The 26433-nt window shown below is 36.3% G+C and carries 25 protein-coding genes and 1 pseudogene; 19 read left to right on the top strand and 7 right to left on the bottom strand.

The features are described from left to right. The first annotated feature begins 10 nt into the window (after positions 1–10). The 7 genes and pseudogenes from yaaA (at position 11) to rpsR (ending at position 7350) form a co-directional block, all read left to right on the top strand. Positions 11–253, top strand: a complete 243-nt coding sequence (gene yaaA / locus EHR_RS04465) for a S4 domain-containing protein YaaA (protein WP_010720502.1) — start codon at positions 11–13, stop codon at positions 251–253. Then, positions 240–1360: pseudogene (recF, locus tag EHR_RS04460) on the top strand (DNA replication/repair protein RecF). The gene yaaA and the pseudogene recF overlap by 14 nt, the downstream one beginning before the upstream one ends. Beyond that, a complete protein-coding gene (gyrB, locus tag EHR_RS04455; protein ID WP_010736776.1) occupies positions 1361–3307 on the top strand; it encodes a DNA topoisomerase (ATP-hydrolyzing) subunit B in 1947 nt (648 codons plus the stop codon). Positions 3308–3326: 19 nt separating this feature from the next. Continuing rightward, positions 3327–5825 carry a DNA gyrase subunit A gene (gyrA, locus tag EHR_RS04450; protein WP_010720499.1) on the top strand — a complete coding sequence of 833 codons (2499 nt, stop codon included), beginning with the start codon at positions 3327–3329 and terminating at the stop codon, positions 5823–5825. Positions 5826–6224: 399 nt separating this feature from the next. Continuing rightward, a complete protein-coding gene (gene rpsF / locus EHR_RS04445) occupies positions 6225–6524 on the top strand; it encodes a 30S ribosomal protein S6 (RefSeq protein ID WP_010720498.1) in 300 nt (99 codons plus the stop codon). 51 nt (positions 6525–6575) lie between these two features. Beyond that, positions 6576–7088: a single-stranded DNA-binding protein gene (ssb, locus tag EHR_RS04440; protein ID WP_010720497.1), complete on the top strand. Its 513-nt coding sequence runs from the start codon at positions 6576–6578 to the stop codon at positions 7086–7088. 25 nt (positions 7089–7113) lie between these two features. Next, on the top strand, positions 7114–7350 hold the full coding sequence (gene rpsR / locus EHR_RS04435; protein ID WP_002288370.1) for a 30S ribosomal protein S18: 237 nt from the start codon (positions 7114–7116) through the stop codon (positions 7348–7350). A gap of 147 nt (positions 7351–7497) precedes the next feature. On the opposite strand, the gene EHR_RS04430 is transcribed toward rpsR, so the two are convergent. Then, positions 7498–7905, bottom strand: coding sequence for a hypothetical protein (locus EHR_RS04430; protein WP_010736777.1), 408 nt, complete (start codon positions 7903–7905; stop codon positions 7498–7500). Positions 7906–8143: 238 nt separating this feature from the next. Here EHR_RS04430 and EHR_RS04425 point away from each other — a divergent pair, with 238 nt between their 5' ends. Together EHR_RS04425 and rplI are read left to right on the top strand one after the other, a co-directional pair. Further along, positions 8144–10123: a DHH family phosphoesterase gene (locus EHR_RS04425; RefSeq protein ID WP_010736778.1), complete on the top strand. Its 1980-nt coding sequence runs from the start codon at positions 8144–8146 to the stop codon at positions 10121–10123. Between the two features lie 5 nt (positions 10124–10128). Beyond that, positions 10129–10581 (top strand): 50S ribosomal protein L9, encoded by a 453-nt coding sequence (gene rplI / locus EHR_RS04420; RefSeq protein WP_010720494.1) that lies wholly within the window; start codon positions 10129–10131, stop codon positions 10579–10581. A 392-nt stretch (positions 10582–10973) separates the two neighbouring features. On the opposite strand, the gene EHR_RS04415 is transcribed toward rplI, so the two are convergent. Both EHR_RS04415 and EHR_RS14595 read right to left on the bottom strand, forming a co-directional pair. Further along, positions 10974–11465, bottom strand: coding sequence for a hypothetical protein (locus EHR_RS04415; RefSeq protein ID WP_010736779.1), 492 nt, complete (start codon positions 11463–11465; stop codon positions 10974–10976). Between the two features lie 48 nt (positions 11466–11513). Then, the gene (locus tag EHR_RS14595; protein WP_014834375.1) at positions 11514–11636 is read right to left on the bottom strand and encodes a hypothetical protein; all 123 of its coding nucleotides are present in this window, start codon (positions 11634–11636) and stop codon (positions 11514–11516) included. A 455-nt stretch (positions 11637–12091) separates the two neighbouring features. On the opposite strand from EHR_RS14595, the gene dnaB reads away from it, so the two are divergent. From dnaB to EHR_RS14745, 5 genes are all read left to right on the top strand, one after another. Continuing rightward, entirely contained in the window at positions 12092–13459 is a 1368-nt protein-coding gene (gene dnaB, locus EHR_RS04410) for a replicative DNA helicase (protein WP_010736780.1), read from the top strand. A 436-nt stretch (positions 13460–13895) separates the two neighbouring features. Continuing rightward, complete coding sequence (locus EHR_RS04405; protein WP_010720491.1) at positions 13896–15188, top strand: adenylosuccinate synthase; 1293 nt, start codon at positions 13896–13898, stop codon at positions 15186–15188. Between the two features lie 336 nt (positions 15189–15524). Next, positions 15525–16388 (top strand): DegV family protein, encoded by an 864-nt coding sequence (locus EHR_RS04400; protein WP_010736781.1) that lies wholly within the window; start codon positions 15525–15527, stop codon positions 16386–16388. Between the two features lie 281 nt (positions 16389–16669). After that, complete coding sequence (locus EHR_RS14750) at positions 16670–16747, top strand: hypothetical protein (protein ID WP_370566569.1); 78 nt, start codon at positions 16670–16672, stop codon at positions 16745–16747. A gap of 379 nt (positions 16748–17126) precedes the next feature. Next, complete coding sequence (locus EHR_RS14745; protein ID WP_370566569.1) at positions 17127–17204, top strand: hypothetical protein; 78 nt, start codon at positions 17127–17129, stop codon at positions 17202–17204. A gap of 319 nt (positions 17205–17523) precedes the next feature. On the opposite strand, the gene EHR_RS04395 is transcribed toward EHR_RS14745, so the two are convergent. Continuing rightward, a complete protein-coding gene (locus tag EHR_RS04395) occupies positions 17524–19146 on the bottom strand; it encodes an ABC-F family ATP-binding cassette domain-containing protein (RefSeq protein ID WP_010736782.1) in 1623 nt (540 codons plus the stop codon). 394 nt (positions 19147–19540) lie between these two features. Here EHR_RS04395 and EHR_RS04390 point away from each other — a divergent pair, with 394 nt between their 5' ends. Further along, entirely contained in the window at positions 19541–20062 is a 522-nt protein-coding gene (locus tag EHR_RS04390) for an HdeD family acid-resistance protein (protein ID WP_010720488.1), read from the top strand. Between the two features lie 100 nt (positions 20063–20162). Here the strand turns inward: EHR_RS04390 and spxB are convergent, their stop codons facing one another. Next, on the bottom strand, positions 20163–21893 hold the full coding sequence (spxB, locus tag EHR_RS04385; RefSeq protein ID WP_010736783.1) for a pyruvate oxidase: 1731 nt from the start codon (positions 21891–21893) through the stop codon (positions 20163–20165). Positions 21894–22060: 167 nt separating this feature from the next. On the opposite strand from spxB, the gene EHR_RS04380 reads away from it, so the two are divergent. Next, positions 22061–22879, top strand: a complete 819-nt coding sequence (locus EHR_RS04380) for a ZIP family metal transporter (RefSeq protein WP_010720486.1) — start codon at positions 22061–22063, stop codon at positions 22877–22879. 98 nt (positions 22880–22977) lie between these two features. Here the strand turns inward: EHR_RS04380 and EHR_RS04375 are convergent, their stop codons facing one another. Then, positions 22978–23169: a hypothetical protein gene (locus tag EHR_RS04375; RefSeq protein ID WP_010736784.1), complete on the bottom strand. Its 192-nt coding sequence runs from the start codon at positions 23167–23169 to the stop codon at positions 22978–22980. Positions 23170–23385: 216 nt separating this feature from the next. On the opposite strand from EHR_RS04375, the gene EHR_RS04370 reads away from it, so the two are divergent. Beyond that, positions 23386–23967: a TMEM175 family protein gene (locus EHR_RS04370; protein WP_010720484.1), complete on the top strand. Its 582-nt coding sequence runs from the start codon at positions 23386–23388 to the stop codon at positions 23965–23967. A 90-nt stretch (positions 23968–24057) separates the two neighbouring features. Beyond that, the gene (locus tag EHR_RS14215) at positions 24058–24198 is read left to right on the top strand and encodes a hypothetical protein (protein WP_014834373.1); all 141 of its coding nucleotides are present in this window, start codon (positions 24058–24060) and stop codon (positions 24196–24198) included. A 508-nt stretch (positions 24199–24706) separates the two neighbouring features. Here EHR_RS14215 and EHR_RS04365 read toward each other — a convergent pair. After that, entirely contained in the window at positions 24707–25156 is a 450-nt protein-coding gene (locus EHR_RS04365; protein WP_010736785.1) for a hypothetical protein, read from the bottom strand. 531 nt (positions 25157–25687) lie between these two features. Here EHR_RS04365 and EHR_RS13560 point away from each other — a divergent pair. Then, a complete protein-coding gene (locus EHR_RS13560; RefSeq protein ID WP_014834372.1) occupies positions 25688–26380 on the top strand; it encodes a helix-turn-helix domain-containing protein in 693 nt (230 codons plus the stop codon). Positions 26381–26433 lie beyond the last annotated feature (53 nt).

The following is a 26433-nucleotide window of genomic DNA, read 5'->3' as shown; positions in this document are numbered from 1 at the left end:
GGGATGAACATTGAAACAACAAGTCATTCTAAAAACAGAATTTATGACGTTGGGTCAAATGCTAAAAGAAGTCACAGTAATTAGCAGTGGTGGACAAGCAAAATGGTATTTAGCTGAAAACACTGTCTTGGTAGACGGCGAACCAGAGAATCGTCGTGGACGAAAACTTTATCCCGGCATGATGGTTGAAGTTCCAGAAGTGGGAACTTTTTTTATGGTAAAAAAAGGAATAAACGATAATGAGGCTGAATAAGCTGTATCTAAAAAATTATCGAAACTATCAGGAATTAAAGATTACGTTTACTAAAAACCTTGTCATTTTTTTAGGAGAAAATGCCCAAGGTAAGACGAATCTTTTGGAAAGTATTTATGTTTTGGCTATGACGAGAAGTCACCGTACCAGCAGTGAGCAAGAATTGATCGGATGGCAAGGCGAGCAAGCACTGATCCAGGGCGAAGTGACAAAAGGAACCTCTAAGATTCCTTTGGAGATCCTTCTTTCAAAAAAGGGACGCAAAACAAAGATCAATCATATCGAACAAAAAAATTAAGTAGCTATGTTGGTCAATTAAATGTCATTATATTTGCACCTGAAGACCTTTCATTAGTAAAGGGTAGTCCGCAGATCAGGCGAAAATTTCTTGATATGGAGTTAGGACAGATCAATCCGATCTATCTTTACGATTTGGTTCAATATCAAGGTATCCTAAAACAAAGAAATCAATATTTGAAACAACTGAATGAAAAAAAACAAACAGATTTACTTTATTTAGATATTTTATCTGAACAGTTAGCTGAATTTGGAAGTAAAGTATTGAAAGCACGTGCACAGTTTGTTCGACGACTGGAATTTTGGGCAAATACATTGCACCAACAAATCACCCATCAAAAAGAGCAATTAGAGATTGAATATGTCACCTCGTTTTCTTCTTTAAGTACACAAACACAAGAAGAGATCCAAACACAATTTTTAGAATTGTTGAATCAAAACAAAAAGAAAGATATGTTTCGCGGAACAACGACAATTGGACCACATCGTGATGATCTTTCTTTTTTCGTCAATCAAAAAAACGTGCAAACGTATGGTTCTCAAGGACAGCAGCGGACCACTGCTTTAAGTGTCAAGTTGGCTGAAATTGATTTGATCAAAGAAGAAACTGGGGAGTATCCAATTCTTTTACTTGATGATGTAATGAGTGAGCTAGATGATAATCGCCAACTACATTTACTAGAAACGATTGAAGGAAAGGTACAGACTTTCTTAACAACAACGACACTTGATCATGTAAAAAACAAAATGACTGTTGAACCAGAGATTTTTTATGTTCAGCAAGGGGAAATAAAAGGAGAAGAAGGCTAAATGACAGATGAAAAAAGTTTAGTAGAACGTGCAAAAGAATATGATGCCAGTCAGATCCAAGTTCTTGAAGGACTTGAAGCCGTTCGAAAACGTCCTGGTATGTATATCGGCTCCACAAGTTCGGAAGGATTACATCACTTAGTATGGGAAATCGTTGATAACTCTATCGATGAAGTCCTAGCAGGATTTGCGACGAAAATCCAAGTAATAATTGAAAAAGATAACAGTATTACTGTCATCGATGATGGCCGAGGTATCCCCGTTGATATCCAAGCCAAAACTGGTCGTCCAGCGGTAGAAACGGTGTTTACGGTACTCCATGCTGGTGGGAAATTCGGCGGAGGCGGTTATAAAGTATCTGGTGGTCTTCACGGGGTAGGTTCTTCGGTTGTAAATGCGCTCTCCACTCAGCTTGATGTAAAAGTCTACAAAGATGGAAATGTGTACTATCAGGAATATCGTCGTGGTGCTGTTGTCGATGATCTGAAGATTATTGAACAAACCGATCGAAACGGGACAACTGTTCATTTTATACCAGATCCAGAAATCTTTACGGAAACAACAGTTTTTGATTTTAATAAGCTAGCGACCCGTATCCGCGAATTAGCATTCTTGAACCGGGGAATGAAGATCTCGATTGAAGATAAGAGAGAAGAATCTCCAGTAGTAAAAGAGTACCATTATGACGGTGGGATCAAGAGCTATGTGGAATATTTGAATGCAAATAAAACGGTCATTTTTCCAGAGCCAGTTTATTTAGAAGGAGAACAACAAGACATCACGGTAGAAGTTTCCATGCAATATACCGATGGTTACCACTCCAACATCATGAGTTTTGCAAATAATATCCATACTTATGAAGGTGGTACGCATGAATCTGGCTTCAAGACAGCGTTGACACGTGTGATCAATGACTATGCACGTAAACAAAAATTGATGAAAGAAAATGATGATAACTTAACTGGTGAAGATGTGCGGGAAGGACTGACCGCAGTAATTTCGATCAAACACCCAGATCCACAATTTGAAGGGCAAACCAAAACAAAATTAGGTAATTCTGAAGTTCGGACAGTAACAGATCGTCTGTTTAGCGAGCATTTCATGAAATTCTTGTTAGAAAATCCAAGTGTTGGACGACAAATCATTGAAAAAGGATTGTTGGCTTCTAAAGCACGTCTAGCAGCGAAACGTGCCCGTGAAGTAACCAGAAGAAAAGGCGCATTAGAAATCAGTAATTTGCCTGGTAAACTGGCGGATTGCTCAAGTAATGATCCAGAAAAATGCGAATTGTTCATCGTCGAAGGAGATTCTGCCGGCGGTTCAGCAAAACAAGGGCGAAATCGTGAATTTCAAGCAATTTTACCGATTCGTGGGAAAATCTTAAATGTTGAAAAAGCAAGTATGGATAAAATTCTAGCCAATGAAGAAATCCGCTCTTTATTTACCGCTATGGGAACAGGATTCGGTGAAGACTTCGATGTTTCCAAAGCTCGTTACCACAAATTAGTGATTATGACGGATGCCGATGTCGATGGTGCCCATATTCGAACATTGCTCTTAACCTTGTTTTATCGTTATATGCGCCCAATTGTTGAAGCGGGATATGTTTATATTGCACAACCGCCGCTATACGGGGTAAAACAAGGGAAAAAAATCACGTATGTACAACCCGGTAAAAACGCTGAAGAAGATTTGAAACAAGTAGTTGCTTCTCTACCAGCTACACCAAAACCAAGTGTTCAACGATACAAAGGGTTAGGTGAAATGGATGACCATCAACTATGGGAAACAACGATGGACCCTAGCAATCGTATGATGGCTCGTGTTAGTGTGGATGATGCTATCGCAGCTGATCAAATTTTTGAAATGTTAATGGGTGATCGAGTGGAACCTCGTCGTGCATTCATTGAAGAAAATGCCCATTATGTGAAAAACTTAGATATTTAGTCATGAAGGAGGAAAAAAGATGAGTGAAGAAATCAGAGAGAACATCCATGATGTCAATCTAACTAGCGAAATGAAAGACTCCTTCATCGATTATGCGATGAGTGTTATTGTTGCTCGTGCACTACCGGATGTTCGAGATGGGTTAAAACCTGTTCATCGCCGTATTTTATACGGGATGAACGAATTGGGTGTGACCCCAGATAAAGCCCATAAAAAATCTGCCAGAATCGTTGGGGATGTTATGGGTAAGTATCACCCCCATGGAGACAGTGCTATTTATGAATCCATGGTACGGATGGCACAACCATTTAGTTATCGGTACATGCTAGTGGATGGACATGGTAACTTTGGTTCTGTCGATGGTGATGGAGCAGCTGCGATGCGGTACACCGAAGCACGTATGAGTAAAATTGCCACGGAGATGCTACGGGATATCAATAAAAATACTGTAGATTTCCAAAGTAACTATGACGATACAGAAAGGGAACCAGTCGTACTTCCAGCACGCTTTCCTAATCTGCTAGTTAACGGAACAACAGGGATCGCAGTTGGTATGGCGACGAATATCCCCCCTCATAATTTATCTGAGGTAGTAGCAGCGATCGATCTATTGATGGAAAATCCAGAAGTAACAACCAATGAATTGATGGAAGTTTTACCTGGTCCCGATTTTCCAACCGGTGGTCTCGTAATGGGTAAATCAGGTATTCGCCGTGCTTACGAAACGGGGAAAGGGTCAATAACTGTTCGAGCAAAAGTAGAAATCACGGAGATGCCTAATGGCAAAGAACGAATTATCGTAACGGAACTTCCTTATATGGTCAATAAAGCAAAATTGATCGAACGAATCTCTGAATTACACCGTGATAAACGGATTGAAGGAATTACGGATTTGCGTGATGAGTCTTCTCGTGAAGGAATGCGGATCGTTATCGATATCCGCCGTGATGCAAGTGCTTCGGTTATTTTAAATAACCTGTATAAGTTGACTTCATTACAAAATTCATTTGGTTTCAATATGCTGGCCATTGAAAAAGGCGTTCCTAAAGTACTGAGTCTTAAACAAATACTTGAAAACTATGTAGAGCATCAGCGTGAAGTGATCACTCGCCGAACGATTTTTGAAAAAGAAAAGGCAGAAGCACGAGCTCACATTTTAGAAGGTTTACGGATCGCATTGGACCATATTGATGAAATCATTGCAATTATCCGTGGGTCTAAATCTGACGATGAAGCAAAAACAACGATGATTGATCGTTTTGAATTATCTGATCGACAAGCGCAAGCGATCTTAGATATGCGTTTACGTCGTCTAACTGGTTTAGAACGTGAGAAAATCGAAAATGAATACCAAGAATTATTACGATTGATCGAAGATTTAACGGATATTCTTGCTCGTCCAGAACGTGTGACCGAAATCATCAAAACAGAGCTAGCAGAATTAAACCAACGTTTTGGTGACAAACGTCGTACAGAATTACTAGTGGGTGAAGTTTTAAGTCTTGAAGATGAAGACTTGATCGAAGAAGAAGAAATCGTTATTACACTCACGAACAATGGGTATATCAAACGTTTAGCGAACAATGAATTTAGAGCACAACGTCGTGGTGGACGCGGTGTACAAGGAATGGGCGTGCATAACGATGACTTCGTCAAAAACCTTGTCTCTTGTTCGACACATGACACCTTGCTGTTCTTTACCAATAACGGGAAAGTCTATCGTGCCAAAGGATATGAAATTCCAGAATATGGTCGAACTGCGAAAGGAATTCCAATCATTAACTTGTTAGGGATCGATTCAAGTGAAAAAATTCAAGCAATTATCGCAGTCACCGGTGAAGCTCAAGAAGGACATTACCTCTTCTTCACTACTCGTCAAGGAACGGTGAAACGGACCACCGTAACTGCTTTTGCGAATATCCGCAGTAATGGATTGATTGCGATTGGCTTAAAAGAAGACGATGAATTAGTCAACGTGTTGTTAACAGATGGTCAATCAAACATTATCATTGGTACACATGATGGTTATTCGGTAACGTTTGCGGAAGGAGCTGTTCGGGACATGGGACGGACAGCGTCAGGAGTTCGAGGTATTCGTTTAAGAGAAGACGATTATGTGATTGGTGCTGCCTTGATGAATGAAAATCATGAAGTCTTGATCATTACTGAAAAAGGCTATGGTAAACGAACGAAAGTGAAAGAGTATCCAGTGAAAGGTCGCGGCGGTAAAGGGATCAAAACAGCCAATATCACTGAAAAAAATGGTCCATTAGCTGGACTAGCCACGATTGTTGGAACAGAAGATATCATGCTGATCACAGATAAAGGCGTTATTATTCGTTTCAATGTCTCAACTGTTTCTCAAACTGGACGTGCTACACTTGGCGTACGTTTGATCAAAATGGAAGCTGATACGAAGGTTGTGACAATGGCGGCCGTCGAGCCAGAAAGCACAGAAGAAACTGAGACACCAACAGAGACCGTGGAAGATACCACAATAGATAAAACAGAAGAATAGTCAAAAAACAGGGCTTGTCTCAGCGATGGGAAGCTTGTAAAAATAAGCCACAACCTCCGATACACAATGATTGTCGGAGGTTGTGGCTTATTATTGTTTTATGTTCATGGATTCTTTTGCAACATAAAAAAGAATCCACCTACGAATAGCTCTTGTAGTTTTTATACTTTGTTATTGTAGGAGATCGTGTTTTTCAAGAGATTCAAAAAGAGAACTTTCGGCAGTCATTTAGTAAAGCATCTTATTAAAAACTTCTTTCTACACTATTTTCCCTTCAGCTTATTGCTTTTTTCACTCTATACGTGTATAATTAAAGATTGTGAGTAGTCTAATTTATTAGAAAACTCTCCTTGCTCTTGGGAATCTAAGAGCCGAAAGTCCATAGGGAGGTGAAAATCAATGGAAAATACGAAATATGAAATCATGTACATTATTCGTCCAAACATTGATGAAGAAGCAAAAACTGCTTTAATCGAACGTTTCGATGCAATCTTGAAAGATAACGGAGCTGAAGTTATCGAATCTAAAGATTGGGAAAAACGCCGTTTAGCGTATGAAATGAACGGTTACCGTGAAGGTATCTATCACATCGTTAAAGTGTCTTCTCCATCATCAGCAACTGCTGTCAATGAATTTGACCGTCTTGCTAAAATCAACGACGATATCATTCGTCACATGATCGTGAAAGAAGAAGCATAATTTATTGTTTCATGTGGAACAATAGAACAACGATGAGAGGAGATGAATCTTTTGATTAATAATGTTGTACTAGTTGGACGTCTAACTAAAGATCCGGATTTACGATATACATCAAGTGGCACTGCAGTAGCAACGTTTACTTTAGCTGTTAATCGTAATTTTACTAGCCAAAACGGCAATCGTGAGGCTGACTTTATTAATTGTGTGATTTGGCGTAAATCAGCAGAGACATTAGCAAACTATGCTCGTAAGGGGACTCTTTTAGGAGTTACTGGACGTATCCAAACTCGTTCTTATGATAATCAGCAAGGACAACGTGTATACGTAACAGAAGTAGTTGCTGAAAACTTCCAATTATTGGAAAGTCGTGCTGCATCTGAAAATCGTCAACAAACTGGCGGTTACCAAAGCTCTGGTCAATCGACAAATGATTTTGGCGGAAGTAATAACTATAATCAAACATCTCAATCATCCAACGGTATGCCTGATTTTGATCGTGACAATTCTGATCCATTTGGTTCAAGTTCAACGATCGACATTTCAGACGATGATTTACCATTCTAAACGAATTTGATAGGAGGGAAATAGAATGGCACAACAAAGAAGAGGCGGACGTAAACGTCGTAAAGTAGACTATATTGCTGCTAACCATATTGAATATATCGATTATAAAGATATTGAATTACTAAAAAGATTTATCTCAGAACGTGGAAAAATCTTGCCACGTCGTGTAACAGGTACAGGCGCTAAAAACCAACGTAAAATTACTGTTGCTATCAAACGCGCACGTATCATGGGCTTACTACCTTTCGTAAGTGAAGATTAATTGAAATAATGAAACGAGGAAATGGTTTTACTACCGTTCCCTCGTTTTTTACTTTTTGAGAATAAATGTTTAGATGTTTTATTATCAAAAAAAAGAGTGTCATCTATACTTAGAAGAATCATAGAGAAAAGCATCCACGATTTTCGTTTAGGATTGGGGATAAAGAATACTATCTTTAAAAATTCCATCTCCCCAAATCTGACTTTCCGACAAGCTGCTCTCAATCAACTCGATTGGTTGCTGATTGACTAAGATCATTGCACAACGGTAGCCAGCGAAAGGTTGATAAAGAGGCATGATGATTTCTTGTCCTTTCAATGCTAGCTCAATGTTATCGACTGTAAAAGCAACATGAGCTTCTTTTTGAATGATTGGATCAAGACGACAATCGGGACCAAAGGCATGGAGTTCGATTGGCATAGATAAAGAATTTTTCACATCCAGTGAGTACATATCGAATAAAGGACTATACTTTGTTTCTGGATGATCTTTGATTTCTTCCAGATCGATTGGTTTACCGATATGATGGAAGCTTAATTTGTTCATTTTATTCATATAATGCTCCTTTGCCTTTTATAAATTGCTCATTTGAACATTCAAAGTAGTAATAATTTGCTTTATTTCGGTTTGAGGTTAGATGATAACTGTCATTTCAAGGTTGAAAACAAGTTATTCTACCATTTTTTTTAATACAGTGAAAAGTATTTTCAGTTAAATAATCAAGCATTTGTTTAGTCGCTTGAATACGGGAAGTTATGGTAAAATTAAACTAATCAACTATGGGAGGAAGAAGATGGAAAAAGAAAAAGAAAAAGAAAACTTAACCCCTAGACCTCTCTTCATTTTTTTATTTTTATTGCTTGAAGTACTGGTTGTATTATTTATGCCATTTCGTTTTGTTAGCGCTTTGGTTGTGCTTTTGATGAACCTTTTTGGCTTACGTTATTGGTTGAAATTAAAACGATGGCTAATGATAAAAAATCGTGAAAAAATCCAACAAGCCTCAACGGTGGCTGAGAACAATCTTGCTTATGTCTCCGAAGTGATGCCAGTAGGAGTGATTGCGTACCAACCAACAAGCCAAAAAATTGAATGGTTGAACCCACTCGCCTTAAAAATCAAAGATCAAAGCAGCTTAACAGAAGAAGAACTATTAGATGCTTTTTTTTCGGCAAAAGAGAAAAAGAAAAAACAAGTATATTTAGCAGATCGAACCTTTCAATTTGAAATGGATACAGTAAAGGGGGTCGTTTATTTCAACGATATCACCCAAAATCAATTGTTGAAGCTCCATCAAACCAACAGTCAGCCAGTGATTGGTATCTTATCAATTGATAATTATGCAGATGCTATCGATAAGTTAGATGACAAAGAAATCTCTTATCTCAATTCGTTTGTGACTACAATGGTGTCTGATTGGATGAACGAATACCATGTCTTTTTTAAGCGGATCACTGCAGAACGCTTTTTCTTTGTCGCACAAATGATTGATTTGAAAAAAATGATGGACAAAAAATTTGATCTGTTGGATCGTTTACGTGCAGAAGCAGAGCGACAAAATTTGCCAATTACTCTAAGTATGGGGATTGCTTACGGTCAAGATTCGTTAGATGAAATTGGGGGAGAAGCCCAAAATAATTTGGACATTGCTCTAGTTCGAGGTGGCGACCAAGTTGTCGTGAAAGAACTACGTGAGGGAGCAAAACCTGTTTACTATGGAGGAAAATCAGCTAAGTCAGTCAAACGAACCCGTGTACGTTCACGAGCGATGAGTACTGCACTTCGTAAGATTTTTACTGAAACTGGCGATGTATTTATCATGGGGCATAAATTCCCCGATATGGATGCTATTGGTTCAGCATTTGGGGTAAGTTGCTTAGCTCGTTTCAATCAAAAAAAAGCGTATATCGTACTTGATGAAAACGAGATTATTCCAGACGTAGAACGATGTTTAGAGGAAATTCATAAACACCCTGAACTAGAAGCACAGCTGATTTCGCCCAAAAAAGCGATGGAGCTTAAAAAAGATGAAGACCTGCTAGTTATGGTAGATTACCACAAACCCTCGCTATCGATCTCTCAGAGCCTATATGAGCAATTTGATAAGATCGTTATTATTGATCATCATCGACGTGGGGAGGAGTTCCCAAGTAAGCCGCTGTTGACGTATATCGAATCTTCTGCTTCTTCTGCTTCAGAGTTAGTAACAGAACTAATTCAGTATCAAAGCAATCGCACGAATCGCTTAGATCGTTTTGAAGCGACGTTGTTATTGGCAGGCATGACTGTTGATACGAACAGTTTTAATGTACGCACAACAGCACGAACTTTTGATGTAGCAAGTTATTTAAGGTCTTGTAGTGCGGATGCTTCCCTAGTACAATATTTATTGAGTTCAGATTTAGCAACCTATTTGGAAATCAGCCATTTGATTGCACAGAGCGAATATGTAACTTCAGATATTGTCGTAGCAGCTGGGACAGATGAAAAGGAATATAATAGTGTGATCGCTGCGAAAACGGCAGACACCCTCTTATCAATGATCAATATCAATGGGGCTTTTGTCATCACGAAACGAACGGACGGGCTAGTCGGGATCAGTGCTCGTAGTTCGGGCACGATCAATGTTCAAGTGATCATGGAGTCTCTTGGCGGCGGCGGTCATTTCACCAATGCAGCGACCCAATTGGAAGGTGTCACAGTAGAAGAAACCAAACAGCGTTTACTTGCTGCAATCAAAGAAAATAGGAATCAATTATATGATAAGGAGTAATGGATATGAAAGTCATTTTCTTACAAGATGTAAAAGGTAAAGGAAAAAAAGGTGACGTTAAAGAAGTACCGAATGGTTACGCACAAAATTTCCTATTAAAAAATAATTTGGCAAAAGAAGCAAATAAAAGTAGTATTAGCCAATTAGCTGGACAAAAAAAGGCACAAGAAAAACAAGAAGCTGAAATTTTAGAAGAAGCAAAAGAACTAAAAGGATTTTTAGAAAAAGAAGAAACGGTTGTCGAACTGAAAGCCAAAGCTGGTGAAGATGGACGTTTATTCGGTTCAATCCCTTCAAAACAAATTGCTGAAGGATTGAACAAGCAATACAAAGTAAAACTAGATAAACGAAAAATCGAATTGAATAATCCAATCCGTACGTTAGGTTACACGAACGTACCAGTCAAATTGCATCATGAAGTGACTGCAACGATCAAAGTGCATGTGGTAGCAGAATAGCTACCTCACCAATCATTTCTGTTAGCAGTCTCTTGAGGTTTTGTAATAGGACTTGTTGAGAAATGATCGCAGAGACTGAGAGTTCTCTTCAAAAAGAAATCAGCCGGATTTTGATGAATCATGTCAAAATCCGGCTGATTTTTTTCATTTAATGGTAAAGATATTTGATAGGATGGTATGGAAAGCATACTTTCTTTTCAATTGATTTTAGCTACTTTATTCTTACAAGATTATGTGCTTTTTAATACCCTAGATCAAAAAAGTGGGACATTAACCAGATTTTTTTGTTCATGTCCTAGACTCTTTAAGCTTAGATTATTTTTTCTTGCGATATTTCAAAAATAGTAATATCATCACAAGGATTGTTGAATAAATTAATAAGGTTCCCAGTCTCATATACTACACTGCGTTTGTGACGTTAAACTGCAAATCGGAAATTCTGCTGTTAAAGTCATCCGCACTCCTCCATTTGATCTATTTTTACTAATCATTGTTTTTACATCACTTTGACCTTGATCGCAACGTTTGGCTAATACTGCAGTACCAATAATTGTCCCAACTACAGCTCCAATCACACCACCAATTACAGCACCATAACCCGCACCATTTACTGCTAAACCAACAGAACAAAAACCTAAATAGTCTCTTAAATTAGCTAATCCTGTCTTACTAGTGGCATAATCGTTGATACCACCATTAACAAATTTTTCTGACCACCCGGTAGTATCGTAAAGTCCTCGTGCGAACGTATTGTCACCATAAGCATAGTGGACTTCAGCGCCATCATATTTTAAGATAAGAGACTGGATCAAAGCTTTTGTTTCTGCTGAGTCTGGCTGATTCAGTAACTGTTGTTTGATCTCTGGACGATTCACTTCTTGCACAAAAGTTTTGTATAATTCATTGGATTCGACAATCTTGACTTGATCTAGTTAAAAATGGTTTTCAGCTGGTACACTAGCGGTTTTCTCAGCTGCATCAACGATTTGTGTTACTCCTGGTACTACGGATCCAAATAAAGACAGACAAGACAATAAAATAGCAACGAGTTTCATTTTTTTCGTAACACATTTCCTCCTAAAATTTTTTGCGCGGGATAGAAAACGATTTCTTTGATGGATTCTAGCACAATCAATAGTATATAGTATTAAATAATCATAAGCGATCTATTTTTTGTCAAAAATGAAAAAACAGGAAAAAAGTTTCCTTTTTTTTTCGATTATGACAACACCTATTGAACATATAGCTAGTTTGGTACTAGCATAAAGGATCACTTGACTGATATACTTTTTATAGTTGTTTCATTTTATCAAGGGATCTTCGTTCTCAAATTTTTTGCTAGTTTAAGATTTTGATGAATCTACATATGTATTTTTTGTACTTATTCTTGGTATTGACTGTCTCTTTTATTGATTTCGAAAGATAAGCAACCATTACACTCACTTTTTTAAAGTGACTTTTTTACGATTTTCTTGTAAAATAAAGCAATTGAAGACAAGGAGCGATATGTATGAATGAAGTGTGGCAGGATCGAATTCCACCGCAAAATATTGAAGCTGAACAAGCGGTTTTAGGATCGGTTTTTTTAGATGCTGAAACGATCATTGATGCCATGGAGTACATAGAACCGAAAGACTTTTATCGTCGGGGACATCAAATCATTTTTGAAACAATGATCGAATTAAATGACCGTAATGAAGCAATAGATGTAGTGACTGTAAAAGATCGGTTGGAGCAAGCGAACTTATTAGAAGATTCTGGTGGGTTAAGCTACCTTTCAGATTTAGCGTTAGCAGTACCTACTGCAGCAAATATCGTCTACTATGCGAAAATCGTTGAAGAAAAATCATTGCTTCGCACACTGATCCAAACAGCTACTGGGATCGTGACAAAAGGGTTTGAACAAGGGGAAGAAGTCCAATCGATTCTGGATGATGCCGAGCGCAGTATTTTAGAAGTATCCGAAAAAAGAAACCGCAGTGGCTTTCTATCTATTGCAGAAGTCTTGAACTCAACCATTGAAAATATTGACCAGCTGGCCCAAAATAATGAAGAAATCACAGGATTACCGACTGGATACCAAGGACTTGATAAAATGACAGCAGGTTTTCAACCTGAGGAATTGATCATCCTAGCAGCTCGGCCTGCGGTAGGGAAAACAGCTTTCGCATTAAATATAGCTCAAAATGTCGGGACAAAAACCGATCGTTCAGTTGCTATTTTTAGTTTGGAAATGGGGGCTGAGTCACTTGTTAATCGGATGCTTTGTGCGGAAGGGTCGATCGAAGCAAGCCATTTGCGTACCGGTCAACTTTCTGAAGAAGAGTGGTCCAATTTGATCGTTGCAATGGGTAGTTTGTCACGGGCAAATATCTTTATTGATGATACTCCAGGAATAAAAATTTCTGAGATTCGTGCCAAATGCAGAAAATTAGCGCAGGAAAAAGGAAATCTTGGATTGATCTTGATTGACTACTTGCAATTGATTGAAGGAAACGGGAGAGAAAATCGTCAACAAGAAGTATCTGATATTTCACGTCAATTAAAAAAGCTAGCCAAAGAATTAAAAGTACCCGTTATTGCGTTGTCTCAGCTTTCCCGTGGAGTAGAACAACGTCAAGATAAACGTCCTGTATTAAGTGATATCCGTGAATCGGGTTCCATTGAGCAAGATGCTGATATCGTAGCCTTCTTATATCGAGATGATTACTATGAAAGAGAAGGTGGCGAAGACAATGAGGATAACGAACCAAAAAACGACAATGTCATTGAAGTCATCATCGAAAAAAACCGTAGTGGTGCCCGTGGTACAGTAGAATTACTGTTTATCAAAGAATACAACAAATTTTCGTCGTTATCCCCGAGAGAAGAATATTGATTATAAATTGACTATAAAAAAGCACCTCCAAATTATCTCGTTAATTTGGAGGTGCTTTTTTAGCTATCGATCATTCCAACTGTTCTTTATCAAAAGAAAACGCAGCAGAATCACATTTGGGAAATAATAGTATAGTAAATTAGGAAGCAGTCTACCCTAGTAATCATTATTTCTAATAAGCAAAGATGTTTAGATTACGATTCTGTCAGTGGCAACGAGTAATAAACCCTAAAAAACTATCTTATTTGCTTTGTACTAAAGGAACTTTCTTCTCTGAATAGTTTGGTTTACACTAGTTTCTATTTAAAATTTATCATCGTTCGTTTTTCAAGCGTTTTTATAAAATAAATAAAAGAATCATTCGATTTTAGTTGAATAAGTAATGAGTTATTGTTACAATAATTCAGGATTAAATAAAATAAAACGAGGTGTTCAAATGTCATCTGTAGTAGTGGTAGGTACACAATGGGGCGACGAAGGGAAAGGAAAAATTACTGACTTTCTTAGTGAAAATGCTGAAGTGATCGCACGGTACCAAGGTGGCGATAATGCAGGACACACGATCAAATTCAACGGTGTTACTTATAAACTGCATTTGATTCCTTCGGGGATTTTTTATAAAGATAAAATCAGTGTGATCGGGAATGGTGTGGTAGTCAATCCTAAATCATTAGTCAAAGAGTTAGCTTATTTACATGAAAAAGGTGTAACTACTGATAACTTACGTATTTCTGACCGAGCACATGTTATTTTGCCTTATCACATCAAGTTGGATCAATTACAAGAAGATGCAAAAGGTGAAAATAAAATCGGTACAACAATCAAAGGGATCGGACCAGCATACATGGACAAAGCAGCTCGTGTAGGGATCCGCATCGCTGACTTACTAGACAAAGAAATTTTTGAAGAACGCTTACGTTTAAACTTAGAAGATAAAAACCGTCAATTTGTAAAAATGTTTGATTCTGAGCCAATTGATTTTGACTCGATATTTGAAGAATATTATGAATATGGTCAACAAATCAAACAGTATGTTACTGATACATCTGTCATTTTAAATGATGCCCTAGATGCAGGAAAACGAGTATTATTTGAAGGCGCACAAGGGGTTATGCTGGATATCGACCAAGGAACCTATCCATTTGTTACTTCTTCAAACCCAGTCGCAGGTGGCGTAACGATCGGTAGTGGCGTAGGTCCATCTAAAATCAATAAAGTTGTTGGTGTATGTAAAGCTTATACTTCTCGTGTAGGAGATGGTCCATTCCCAACTGAATTGTTTGATGAAACGGGACAACAAATTCGTGAAGTTGGTCGCGAATACGGAACGACTACAGGTCGTCCACGACGTGTGGGATGGTTTGATTCAGTAGTGATGCGTCACTCAAAACGTGTTTCAGGAATTACTAATCTATCCCTTAATTCAATTGATGTCTTAAGTGGACTTGATACAGTAAAAATTTGTACAGCTTATGAGCTCGATGGAGAATTGATTTATCATTATCCAGCAAGTTTGAAAGAATTGAAACGTTGTAAACCTGTTTATGAAGAACTTCCAGGTTGGTCTGAAGATATTACAGCATGCAAAACACTTGCTGAATTACCAGAAAATGCACGTAACTATGTCAGACGTATTTCTGAACTCGTAGGTGTGCGTATTTCAACATTTTCTGTTGGACCTGATAGAACACAAACAAATATCTTAGAAAGCGTCTGGGCACAAATTTAAGCCATTCAGCTAAGTTCGTTGAGACAGGACATTCTTGTTCCTTAAGAATGAACGAAATAGCAGAAGTATAGGTAAGAATGCTCATGCGGTAAAGAAAGAAAACGTCGAAACTGCGAAATTTGTTTTTAACATTTTTGTAGATTTTGGCGTTTTTTTTCAATAAGTAATCAAAGTTGGTTTAGAGGTGAGCGTTGTTCTTCTTTTTAATCATCCATTTAAATTTTACGAAGACAATGGTTTTCCTTTTTACAAACATAGTTAACGTTATTTTCCATGCAAGAGATTTGCTATAATAGGAGTTAAGGGTAAAATGAAAAGTTGAAGGAGTTGAAGGGTGTGTATCAAATCGTAACCGATTCATGTTGTGATCTGCCTTATCAAGTGCTACAAGCAGCCAAGGTTGATTATTTATCAATGAAGATCCAGTTAGATGAAGAAGAATTAGTAGATGATCTGGGAAAAACGTTTAATTATGATCATTATATGGAACAATTAAGAAATGGGGCTACCCCAACGACCTCACAAATCAATGTGGGTCAATACTTAGAATTTTTCCGTCCTTATGTTGAACAAAATATTCCTATCCTTTATGTTGCTTTTTCCAGTGCTTTAAGTGGATCCTATAGTAGTGCGTTACAAGCAGTAGAATTATTAAAAGAAGAATATCCAGATCCACAAGTAAAGGTCTTTGATACAAAAGCCGCAAGCGTTGGGGAAGGGTTATTAGTATTGGAAGCTGTTCGATTGAAAAACGAGGGGAAAACATTAGAAGAGAACTTAGAATGGTTAGAAAACAATTACTTAAAAGTACATTCTTGGGTAACCGTTGATGATCTCAAACACCTTGAACGTGGGGGGCGTATCTCTAAAACTAGTGCTACACTAGGTAGTATTCTAAACGTGAAGCCAATTATCACAGTCGATCAGGAAGGACGTTTGACGAATATCAGCAAAGTACGAGGACGAAATAAATCGATACAAAAAATTGTTGAAGAAACTGTTAAAACCATTGTCGCTCCATTAGAACAAACTGTTTATATTGCTTATGCTGGCGATTTAGAAAGTGCTGAAAAAACAAAACAATTACTTGAAGAGAATATTAAGATGAAAGAAGTTAAGTTATATCCACTTGGCCCTACCATCGCAAGCCATACAGGATATGGATGTATTGCGATATTCTCAATGGGAATCACTCGATAAAAAATTGTAGTCATTGTAGAAGAAATGCCCCAAAAAAGAACCATTCAGAAGAAAAAGAATATTCTTCGAGTGGTTCTTTTTTAGAATATAAAATAACTGATTTATATTAAGTTAAATCTTTTGTCGATAGTAAGTACTTCCTAAATTTGCTATAATAAAGCCAGTAATTCGTGGAGTGTAAAAGATGGTAGCTAATCTCTTGAACAAGGGGTGATGCTTATGGTTAAAAGCTTTGTCCCTAGAAAGGAATAAAGTTGTCAGTATATGAAGCAATACAACTCATGCTCGCATTTGCGACATTTGTGTTGTTGTTAATTGACAAAAAAGACCAAAAAAATAACCATCTAAACCACTTTTAGCAGAGTTTTTAGATGGTATATATACCCAAAAAATAAAGCTACCGTCTTTTTAACGGCACGAGTTACTGATGAAGGGGTTGTTAGAGCAATCCCTTTTTCACTATCCATTATAGCTTATCAATTGGAAAAAAGTAAAGCTGTTGATTAAAAAAAATGAAGGCACACGAATCAAATACATGACAGGTAAAAAATAACATTATTATTTAAAAATAAAGTTAATGAGGATAGCAAGTTTTCGCTAAGTTTGCTACAATAAAACCAGTAATTCGTGGAGTGTAAAAGATGGTAGCTAATCTCTTAGATAAGGGGTGATGCTTATGGTTAAGAGCTTTGTCCCTGGAAAGGAATAAAGTTGTCAGTATATGAAGCAATACAACTCATGCTCGCATTTGCGACATTTGTGCTGTTGCTAATTGACAAAAAAGACCAAAAAAATAACCATCTAAACCACTTTTAGCCAAGTTTTTAGATGGTCAATACTATAAAAAAGCTACCGTCTTTTTAACGGCACGAATTACTGATGAAGGGATTGTTTGCGCAATCCCTTTTTCATTACCAATTATAGCTTATCAGTTAGAAAAAATAAAGCGGTTAATAAAGAAAATAAGAGAAAAAATAATGGTCTCCTTCATACTATAGATTATAGACAGTAAATGGAACTCAGGTACCTCTAGCTAGTTGTGAAAAACAGTGCTTATGATAAAAGAAAGGGACATCTCACCGTCTGATGAGATGTCCCTGATAGGCTATTTTCTTAAGTCTACATGATTGTTGCTTTACTTCCAGAGATCTTCTAATTGTTTTTGGATATCTTTATTTTCTAAAAATTCATCATAGGTTGTATCTGCTCGATCGATAACACCTTTATCAGAAACAGCAATGATACGATTAGCCAATGTTTGGATAAATTGATGGTCATGTGAAGCAAAAAGGATAGAACCAGTAAAGGCCATCAAGCCATCGTTTAGTGCTGTAATCGATTCTAGGTCTAAATGGTTTGTAGGATCATCTAAAACTAGGACATTTGCTTTAGAAAGCATCATTTTAGAAAGCATGCAACGCACTTTTTCACCACCAGAAAGGACATTGACAGGTTTTAATACTTCTTCCCCAGAAAATAGCATGCGTCCTAAAAAGCTTCGTAAGAATGTATTATCGTCTTCTTCTTTACTTGCATACTGACGTAACCAATCTAAGATCGTCAATTCATTGTCAAATTCTTTCGTAGTATCTTTTGGTAGATAAGAATTGCTCGTTGTTACGCCCCATCTTACGGTTCCAGTATCAGGAGTGATTTCACCCATGATTACTTTAAACAAAGTTGTAGTTGTAATATCATTTTCAGCAACGAACGCAACTTTATCTTCTTTGCTTAAATTAAATGATATATCATTTAATATTTTCTTACCGTCGATCATTACACTCACATTTTCGACCTGTAAGAGATCATTACCAATTTCACGTTCTGGTTTAAATCCAACGAATGGATAACGACGTGAAGAAGGTTGAATATCATCAAGAGTGATTTTTTCTAACATTTTCTTACGAGAAGTTGCCTGTTTAGATTTTGAAGCATTCGCACTAAAACGAGCAATAAATTCTTGTAGTTCTTTGATTTGTTCCTCTTTTTTGGCATTGGCATTTGCTTGTAATTTTGCAGCAAGTTGACTTGATTCTAACCAAAAATCATAGTTACCAACGTATAATTTGATTTTTCCAAAATCTAAATCTGCCATATGGGTACATACTTTATTTAAGAAATGACGGTCATGAGAAACAACGATAACCGTATTTTCAAATTCAATTAAAAATTCTTCTAACCAGTTGATGGATTGGATATCTAATCCATTCGTAGGCTCATCAAGGAGTAACACATCCGGTTTACCAAACAATGTTTGAGCTAAAAGTACTTTGACTTTTTGACCACCAGTAAGTTCACTCATCAATTGATGGTGCAATTCTTCTGGAATATTCAGTCCTTGTAGTAAAACAGCAGCTTCAGGTTCAGCTTCCCAACCATTTAATTCAGCAAACTCACCTTCTAATTCAGCTGCTCGGATACCATCTTCATCAGTGAAATCTTCTTTCATATAGATAGCGTCTTTTTCTTTCATAACTTCGTATAAACGCTTATGTCCCATAATAACTGTTTCTAAAACTGTATATTCTTCATAGTCATAATGGTTTTGTTTCAATACAGCCATTCGCTCATCTGGTCCCATGGAAACAGTCCCTGTAGAAGGTTGTAAGTCTCCTGATAATACTTTAAGGAACGTTGATTTACCTGCACCATTTGCACCTATTAAGCCATAGCAATTTCCTGGAGTAAATTTAATATTAACATCATCAAATAGTTTGCGGTCTGAAAAGTGCAAACTTACATCATTTACAGTAATCAATTTTTTTCCTCACTTTATCTTTATAATATTTAACGAGCCTCCTAGAATTATATAGGGGAAAAGAGAAAGTTTCAAGGTAATCAATTATTCTTTGTGTTTCACGTGGAACATGACGACAAAAACTCATGAAAGAATGGAAAAAATTGTATCTATGAAGCAATGATGAGATTCGAAAGTGGTTAAGAAAGACAAAATGTTTATTATTTAGTAGAAGAATAAGTTGGTAATGAGTTTACAGAAAGTTAAAGGTGGAGCAGCTTTTACTAAAAAATAATAGCAGCAAAAGCTGATCAGAAAAGAAATTACTTTTGCTTTTCATCACCAGCATATGTTTTGACGTTATTTAAAGAGAGCGTTAGTATAATAATAGATTAAAATGAAAGTTGGAATGAAAATGAATGAAAGAAAAACACTAGACTGGGGATCATTAATTTTAGGGATTTTATTTGTCCTTGTTTCATTAATCTCTTTTCAAGATCCTGTTGGTAATTTAGTGGCGATTGTCGTTGTTTTTGCTATTTTTGCCTTTTTAAAAGGAATTTTTGAATTATTTGTACGAAATCGCATGAAAGAATTGACAGGATATAAAGGGAAAATGCCGTTGGTTATTGGTATCATTGATATTTTAGTCGGAATTTTCTTCTTGTTCAATATTGGTGCAGGAGTAGTTGCTTTACCGTTTGTTTTTGCCATTTGGTTTATTGCCGACTCTATCTTAGCTTTATTTACAGCTGATTTAGCGAAAGGTTATAGCACAGGCTACTATTGGTTTACAGTAATCATCAATATTTTGGGTGTGGTATTAGGATGTATACTATTGTTTAATCCTATTTCCTCCGCTTTGACTTTAAGTTTTCTTGTCGGTTTTTATTTTATGCTCTTTGGAATCAACCATATCGTATATGCTTTCAGATAAACAAAGTAAAGTATATAAAGAAGCAATCAGGCTGAATTTTCCTGGTTGCTTCTTTTTTTATAGTTGATATGTCTGAATCTCTCAAAGAGTAGAGGTTCAATTATTTCCTTTTTTCATATAATTCATTCAATACAGGTAAATCATGCACTTCGTATTTTTCTTTGAATTGTTTGATTTCTTCTTCTGTATATTTTCTTGGATCAAGATGAAGATCTTCAACCGGTAAAGGACGTTTGTTATTGATTTTTACATCAATTACTACTGGTCGTTGGGATTTTTTAGCGGCCTCAAATGCAGGTCTTAATTGGTGATACTCAGTAATCGTGAAACCATCAGCTCCCAGTGCTTCACTCGCTTTTCCGAAGTCAGCCTCTTCTAAAAACACACCAAATTTTTTCTGTTCAGTATCTTCTTGTTCTGCTTCAATAAACCCAAACGATGTATTCGATAAAACCACATTAATAATCGGTAGTTGGTATTTCACTTGTGTAATGATATCTTGCATCACCATTGCAAAACCACCATCACCGCTTAAAGTAAAGACTTGTCGATTAGGATAACTTAATTGTGCAGCAATGCCACCTGGAACACCATTCCCCATTGTAGCGAACCAACCAGAGGTCGTGTGTTTTTGTTTGCCGTTCATGTCTAATAATCGAATGGAATGGATCGTCGTATTCCCAACATCTGTTACAAAAATCGCATCTTCTTCAGCGATCCGATTGATTTCTTTATAAACAGCTTCAGGACGAATCGGTTGGTCTTCAAGGTCAGCGAATGAGTTTAACCAGTTTACCCAATTCGCTTTGTTTTCTTGGTTGGCTAGATACCAGCGATCTTCAGGACGTGGTTTGCCCAGCTTTGTTAATCTCGCTAATGTGGTATTGGCATCCCCTAAAATGGTATGGGAGGTAGCATGTCTTCGACCAAATTTTGAAGCATCGATGTCCACTTGGATAAATTCAGCCTCTGGGTTAAAGAACGCACGACCAAAAGGAAAGTCACTACCCATAAATAAAATCAAGTCGGCCTCTGCTAATGCTTCATTTGCAGGTTTTGTGGCCACACGTCCAGCAAAGCCTAGAAAGTTTTTATAGTTATCTGGAATGATGCCTTTCGCTAAAACAGAAGCAACAACTGGCATGGAAAAGTGTTCTGTAAAATCTTTGATTTGTGAAAAGCCATTACGAGTACCTTGTCCAATGTAAAGTACAGGCTTTTTAGCTTTTTCAATAAAAGGAAGAGCAGCAATTACATCTTTTTCATCAGGAAGGACAGTACCTGTTTTATGAGTAGCTGCGTTAGATATTTTCTCTTCTTCAATGTCTGCAAAACCTAAATCAACAGGGATGGTTACAATAGCTACTCCTTTATTTTCATAGGCTGCTTTGATTGCTTCGTCCACTACATGAGGTAAACTTTCAGGTGTCATAACTGTCCGATTATAGACACTAACATCTGCAAAAATTGGATTTTCATTTAATTCTTGGAAAGAGTTATAGTTCATAGCAGTAGTTGCAACTTGTCCAAGCAACGCAACAACTGGAACATGATCCATTTGTGCATCATACAAACCATTGATCAAATGCGTGGCGCCTGGTCCAGCAGAACCAAAAACAGCCCCAACTTTTCCTGTTAGTTTCGCATCGGCTGCTGCGGCTAGCGCTCCTACTTCTTCGTGACGTACTTGGATATATTTTATTTGATCTTTTTCATGATAAAGAGCATCCATGATTGAATTAAACGAACCACCAGGAATCCCATAAATATGCTCGATTCCCCAACTTTCCATTACTTTGACCATTGCGATACCAGCATTGATTGTTGCCATATTCTCCCACTCCTTTATCAAATGAATGATAAAATTTCGTAACTTTATTAATTAAAGTATAGTGCTTTAAGAATAAAAGCCCAACTGATTCGCTTTTTCACACAAACAGTAGTCATGATTTTTTGAATATGCTAGAGTAATAAGTAAAGGCACGAAAGGAGAATAAAATGACAGAATGGCTACTAAGCTTAGCCCCGTGGCAACAAGCATTAGCGGGGACAGCATTTACGTATTTTATGACAGCTCTGGGGGCTGGGTTGGTATTTTTCTTTAAAGAAATCAAAAAAGAAGTATTGAATCTCATGCTTGGTTTTGCTTCGGGGGTCATGATTGCTGCTAGTTTTTGGTCATTGCTTGATCCTGCGATTACAAAAGCTGAAGAAAATGGCGATATCGCTTGGCTGGTCGTTAGTATTGGTTTTGGATTAGGTGGTGTCTTTCTTTATATCGCTGATAAAACGCTTCCCCATATGCACTTTGGCCCACAGCACGAAAAAGAAGGCCTACCTACGCATTTAAAACGAACAATCTTATTAGTTTTTTCGATCACCTTGCACAATATCCCTGAAGGTTTGGCTGTAGGGGTAGCATTTGGGGCTGCCAGTACAGCCGATAATCCAACAGCGGCCGTTTTGGCAGCCATTTCGGTTGCATTGGGTATTGGAATTCAGAATTTTCCGGAAGGTGCAGCTGTTTCGATTCCTTTAAGACAAGAAGGATTGAGTCGAACAAAGGCATTTATATATGGACAAGCTTCAGGTATTGTTGAACCGATCGCAGGTGTGATTGGTGCGGTGCTAGTGACACGAGTAACCATCCTTTTACCTTATGCACTGGCATTTGCAGCAGGTGCGATGATCTATGTGGTTGTTGAGGAATTAATTCCCGAAGCCCAACAAACATTATCAAGTAAACGACATTTTGCCGTTTTTGGGGTGATGTTAGGTTTTATCATTATGATGGTACTAGATGTAGCTTTAGGGTAATACCATCAAATGATATATCATTTGGAACAACTGATAAAAATATAACGAAAAAAGCAGCACAAGACTGGGGAATCTGTCGTGTGCTGCTTTTTTCAATATTAGTAATATTTTCGATGATGTCGACGATTTGTTCCAGAAATTACACGAATTAGCCAAATAATGATTGCAATAGGAATGAGTAATTTAATTGCAAACCATAAAATACTAGTAAAAAGGCTAATTACAAAACTACCTATAATGAATACCATTACTAGCATGAAAATAGTTGAAAAAGTATTTTTTTGTCCCATACAAACCCCTCATTTCTTTCTAGTTCCCAAAATAAGTTAAATTTAATAAAAATGTACTTAGAACTTAGCTTATTTATTAGAGAACTAGGATAGTTAAATCCTCTTGTTTCATTGAGTATAGCAGTATAAAGTGAGCGTTACCTCCAACTATAGACTGATTTAGTTGCTTTTTTCTAGCTATCTTTACTACAATAAGTCAGAAAAGGAGGCAAAAATATGCCAAAAAATCGTTTAGAAGCTTTTACCGATGCAGTTATCGCAATCATTATGACTATCTTGGTCTTAGAGCTTCACCAGCCAAACACTGACACTTGGCAAGCGCTAAGTGCCTTAGGATATCGTTTTATGATCTATATTGTCAGCTTTTTTACATTGGTCATCTATTGGAATAATCATCATCATATGTTTCAAGTCGTTCATAAAGTAAATTGGCGAGTTTTGTGGGCAAATAGCTTTTTTATCTTTGCTTTATCATTTTTTCCCTTTGTCACGTCTTGGATCAGCGAGTATAGTCATAGTTTAGCGCCAGAGATCACATACGGTGTAGTAACTTTAGGAGCTAATATTGCTTACTATATTTTAGCAAGAGAGTTGGTTCAGTCTGATCCTAAAAATAAAAAGAATATCAAAGAATTACTAGATAACTATCGAAAATCCTACTGGTCAATTGGGTTAAATATTTTAGGAATTATTTTAGGCTATGTCATTACACCAATAGCTGTTTTAGTAACGAATGCTGTGATTTTACTTGGTTGGCTGATTCCTAGCCGTAAAATCGAATCTCAATATAGTAATTAAAGATGTTCAAAAAAATTAAGAGAAATATAACAAAAAGATAAAAAAATGGTCGAACTTCTAGAGGAAAATCTTCCTTGAAGAGGGATGCTTATGATCAATCAAAAAAAATTGAATATCGGTCTAACTACGAGCATGATAACGATCCTTATCTATATAGATCATCGGCAATGTAGTTTATTGGTTATTTTGTTATCTATGATGATTCCATTTGTTGTAGCATTAAAGAAGTAAGAAGCGTTTATTTTTGATCCCGGATCTTTCAGTCTAAAGAATTGAAAGATCCGGGATTCGTTGTATCTAATTATACACAGATACGTATCAGAGAGGTAATCTGTTCCGAAAGTTTTCCACAGGGGATAACGAAAACGAAAAGTTCCAACCTATCGATAAAAGCAGGTATACAATATTTTTGTATAAATATTAAATGAATAGGCAGACAACAATTTATATAGATTAATCCATCTGATTAAATAACTTTCGGTTTTTGAACATAGTGTTATTTTATCTTTTTAAAATAACGGATTTAATAATTGGTTTATTTTTTCACAAGAAGAATCAAATAAATTAGGAAAAATGACGAAAAACAAAGGAAACAAGCCGTCTCGAATGAAATAGTTAGTATAAAAGATCAATGGTCGAGTGGGAGAAGAAAAAAATAAACAGAAAAGTTATTCGAGGTTCTTTCCATTGAAAAGATAAAAGCCAATCAAATATACCTTGTAGGGGTATATTTGATTGGTCAGTCTGTTGTATGAGTGGCACTTGCGACAGGATAATTTTTTTTATAAGCAAAGTAGCGTGCTTCTTTTTTTGCTATGCCAAAAGAATCAGATAGCTGTAAATTTTGAGGTGAGAATTGTATGGCGGGGATTGAAAATGTCTGTTTTTGTTTGTCTATAATTGAAATAGAAAAGTTGATTTCTTCTTGTTCGGCATTTGCTAACGTCACATAAGAATGTCTGTCGAAATGGATACCAACTACTGTGTAAATGCCCAGTAATTGAAGTTGATCTCCTTCAATTTTTACTAGTTCATCTTTTGTTGGCACATATTCCATCTTGGCTCCAGTAGTCATTTTCATTTCAGCTTTTGAAGTAACATCTTTTACAGGAGAAGCAAAGTATTCAATCATAAAAAATAAAGCAATTAAACCTAAAAAACTACTAACTATAATAATTGTTTTCTTCACCTTGGACACTCCCATCTAACAGTTATGACGTAAAAAAGTACATTTATGATAAAAATAGTTTTTTAATCATTAAAAATGGTATAATATATGCCTTTTTTTATTAATTTTTGTTATTAATTAATTGCTTTAAAAACAGTATAAATTTAAATATAAAAAAAATAAAGCATAAAATACTTAATTTTAGCAGTTTGTTTTACTGAAGGAATGTTTCAATCAAATAAATTATTTCGCTAAAATAATTTATTTAGTTATTTTTTAAAATGAGAAGGCGAATGATACTATTTTCTGTTGGCAAGATCAGCATTCTGATTATTTGAAAGGTCTAAGGGCAAAAAAAGGCCATAAATGATCTATTTATAAAATAGGTAGATAGGATTGCTTATTTTTCATATTTTTTATACCCATTTTTACTATTTTTTTGAAAAAAAAATTCTAATTCGTTAAAAATTTTCTTTAAAATATAAATAGGAACATTCAAATAGAAAAAAGTGAATGCTTTTTTATAGTTGGTAAAAAGAGGGGAGGAAGTAAATGTTAAATATTTTATCGAAAAAAATGAAACGACAGTTACTTCTACTGGAATTGCTTTTTGAAGGAGAAACCTATCGCTTTCAAGATTTAGAATCTCAATTAAAGTGTTCTTCAAAAACATTGAGAAATGACTTGATGGATATCGATTCTTATGCAAAAGAAATTAATATACATACTGATCGTGAGAATGGGATATTTGCAGAAATTGCTCCTCATGTCACAGAAGAATATATTTACCGAATTATTATGAATGAATCGATTGAGTATCAATTTTTAGAAGCAATCGTGTTAAATAAATATACGAACTACTTGGAAGTAACGGAACAACTATTTATTTCAGAGAGCACTTTAAGACGAATGGTGAAGCGCATCAACCTTTCCTTAGAGCAATATCACTTAAGAATTCGAGGATTGATTCGATTAACGGGAAATACACAATTAATTGAAAAGTTGACGATCCAGTTACTTTTAGAAAAATATGTGTGTTTAGAAGAGGCCTTCAATGAAGAAATTTGTCAAAAAAGTCGTCAATTATACTTAAAATACATAACGAATAATCAACTTCAAGATATAATTCGTAAACTGGAACACCGAAAACATAATCAGCTTTTATTTTATATTGCTATGAAAATTTACCAAGTAAAAACGAAAAACAATTTATTGAAAAAGAGCAGAATAATCTTTTATGCCTAGAATCAAATGAGAAGCAAAATACTTCTTTATGGTTATCTCTTGAAGAGGATCAG

It is taken from the genome of Enterococcus hirae ATCC 9790 (assembly GCF_000271405.2).
Classification (GTDB): Bacteria; Bacillota; Bacilli; order Lactobacillales; family Enterococcaceae; genus Enterococcus_B; species Enterococcus_B hirae.
This window is presented reverse-complemented; position numbering and strand designations above follow the sequence as displayed.

Coding starts and splice junctions, on each gene's coding strand:
- EHR_RS14750 (WP_370566569.1), top strand. CDS start 16,670: ATGCTCGCATTTGCGACATTTGTGTTGTTGTTAATTGACAAAAAAGAC.
- rpsR (WP_002288370.1), top strand. CDS start 7,114: ATGGCACAACAAAGAAGAGGCGGACGTAAACGTCGTAAAGTAGACTAT.
- EHR_RS14215 (WP_014834373.1), top strand. CDS start 24,058: ATGATCAATCAAAAAAAATTGAATATCGGTCTAACTACGAGCATGATA.
- EHR_RS14595 (WP_014834375.1), bottom strand. CDS start 11,636: ATGAAACTCGTTGCTATTTTATTGTCTTGTCTGTCTTTATTTGGATCC.
- EHR_RS14745 (WP_370566569.1), top strand. CDS start 17,127: ATGCTCGCATTTGCGACATTTGTGCTGTTGCTAATTGACAAAAAAGAC.
- EHR_RS04370 (WP_010720484.1), top strand. CDS start 23,386: ATGCCAAAAAATCGTTTAGAAGCTTTTACCGATGCAGTTATCGCAATC.
- spxB (WP_010736783.1), bottom strand. CDS start 21,893: ATGGCAACAATCAATGCTGGTATCGCAATGGTCAAAGTAATGGAAAGT.
- EHR_RS04430 (WP_010736777.1), bottom strand. CDS start 7,905: ATGAATAAAATGAACAAATTAAGCTTCCATCATATCGGTAAACCAATC.
- EHR_RS04375 (WP_010736784.1), bottom strand. CDS start 23,169: ATGGGACAAAAAAATACTTTTTCAACTATTTTCATGCTAGTAATGGTA.
- EHR_RS04390 (WP_010720488.1), top strand. CDS start 19,541: ATGAATGAAAGAAAAACACTAGACTGGGGATCATTAATTTTAGGGATT.
- EHR_RS04425 (WP_010736778.1), top strand. CDS start 8,144: ATGGAAAAAGAAAAAGAAAAAGAAAACTTAACCCCTAGACCTCTCTTC.
- rplI (WP_010720494.1), top strand. CDS start 10,129: ATGAAAGTCATTTTCTTACAAGATGTAAAAGGTAAAGGAAAAAAAGGT.
- rpsF (WP_010720498.1), top strand. CDS start 6,225: ATGGAAAATACGAAATATGAAATCATGTACATTATTCGTCCAAACATT.
- dnaB (WP_010736780.1), top strand. CDS start 12,092: ATGAATGAAGTGTGGCAGGATCGAATTCCACCGCAAAATATTGAAGCT.
- EHR_RS13560 (WP_014834372.1), top strand. CDS start 25,688: ATGTTAAATATTTTATCGAAAAAAATGAAACGACAGTTACTTCTACTG.
- gyrB (WP_010736776.1), top strand. CDS start 1,361: ATGACAGATGAAAAAAGTTTAGTAGAACGTGCAAAAGAATATGATGCC.
- gyrA (WP_010720499.1), top strand. CDS start 3,327: ATGAGTGAAGAAATCAGAGAGAACATCCATGATGTCAATCTAACTAGC.
- EHR_RS04380 (WP_010720486.1), top strand. CDS start 22,061: ATGACAGAATGGCTACTAAGCTTAGCCCCGTGGCAACAAGCATTAGCG.
- EHR_RS04405 (WP_010720491.1), top strand. CDS start 13,896: ATGTCATCTGTAGTAGTGGTAGGTACACAATGGGGCGACGAAGGGAAA.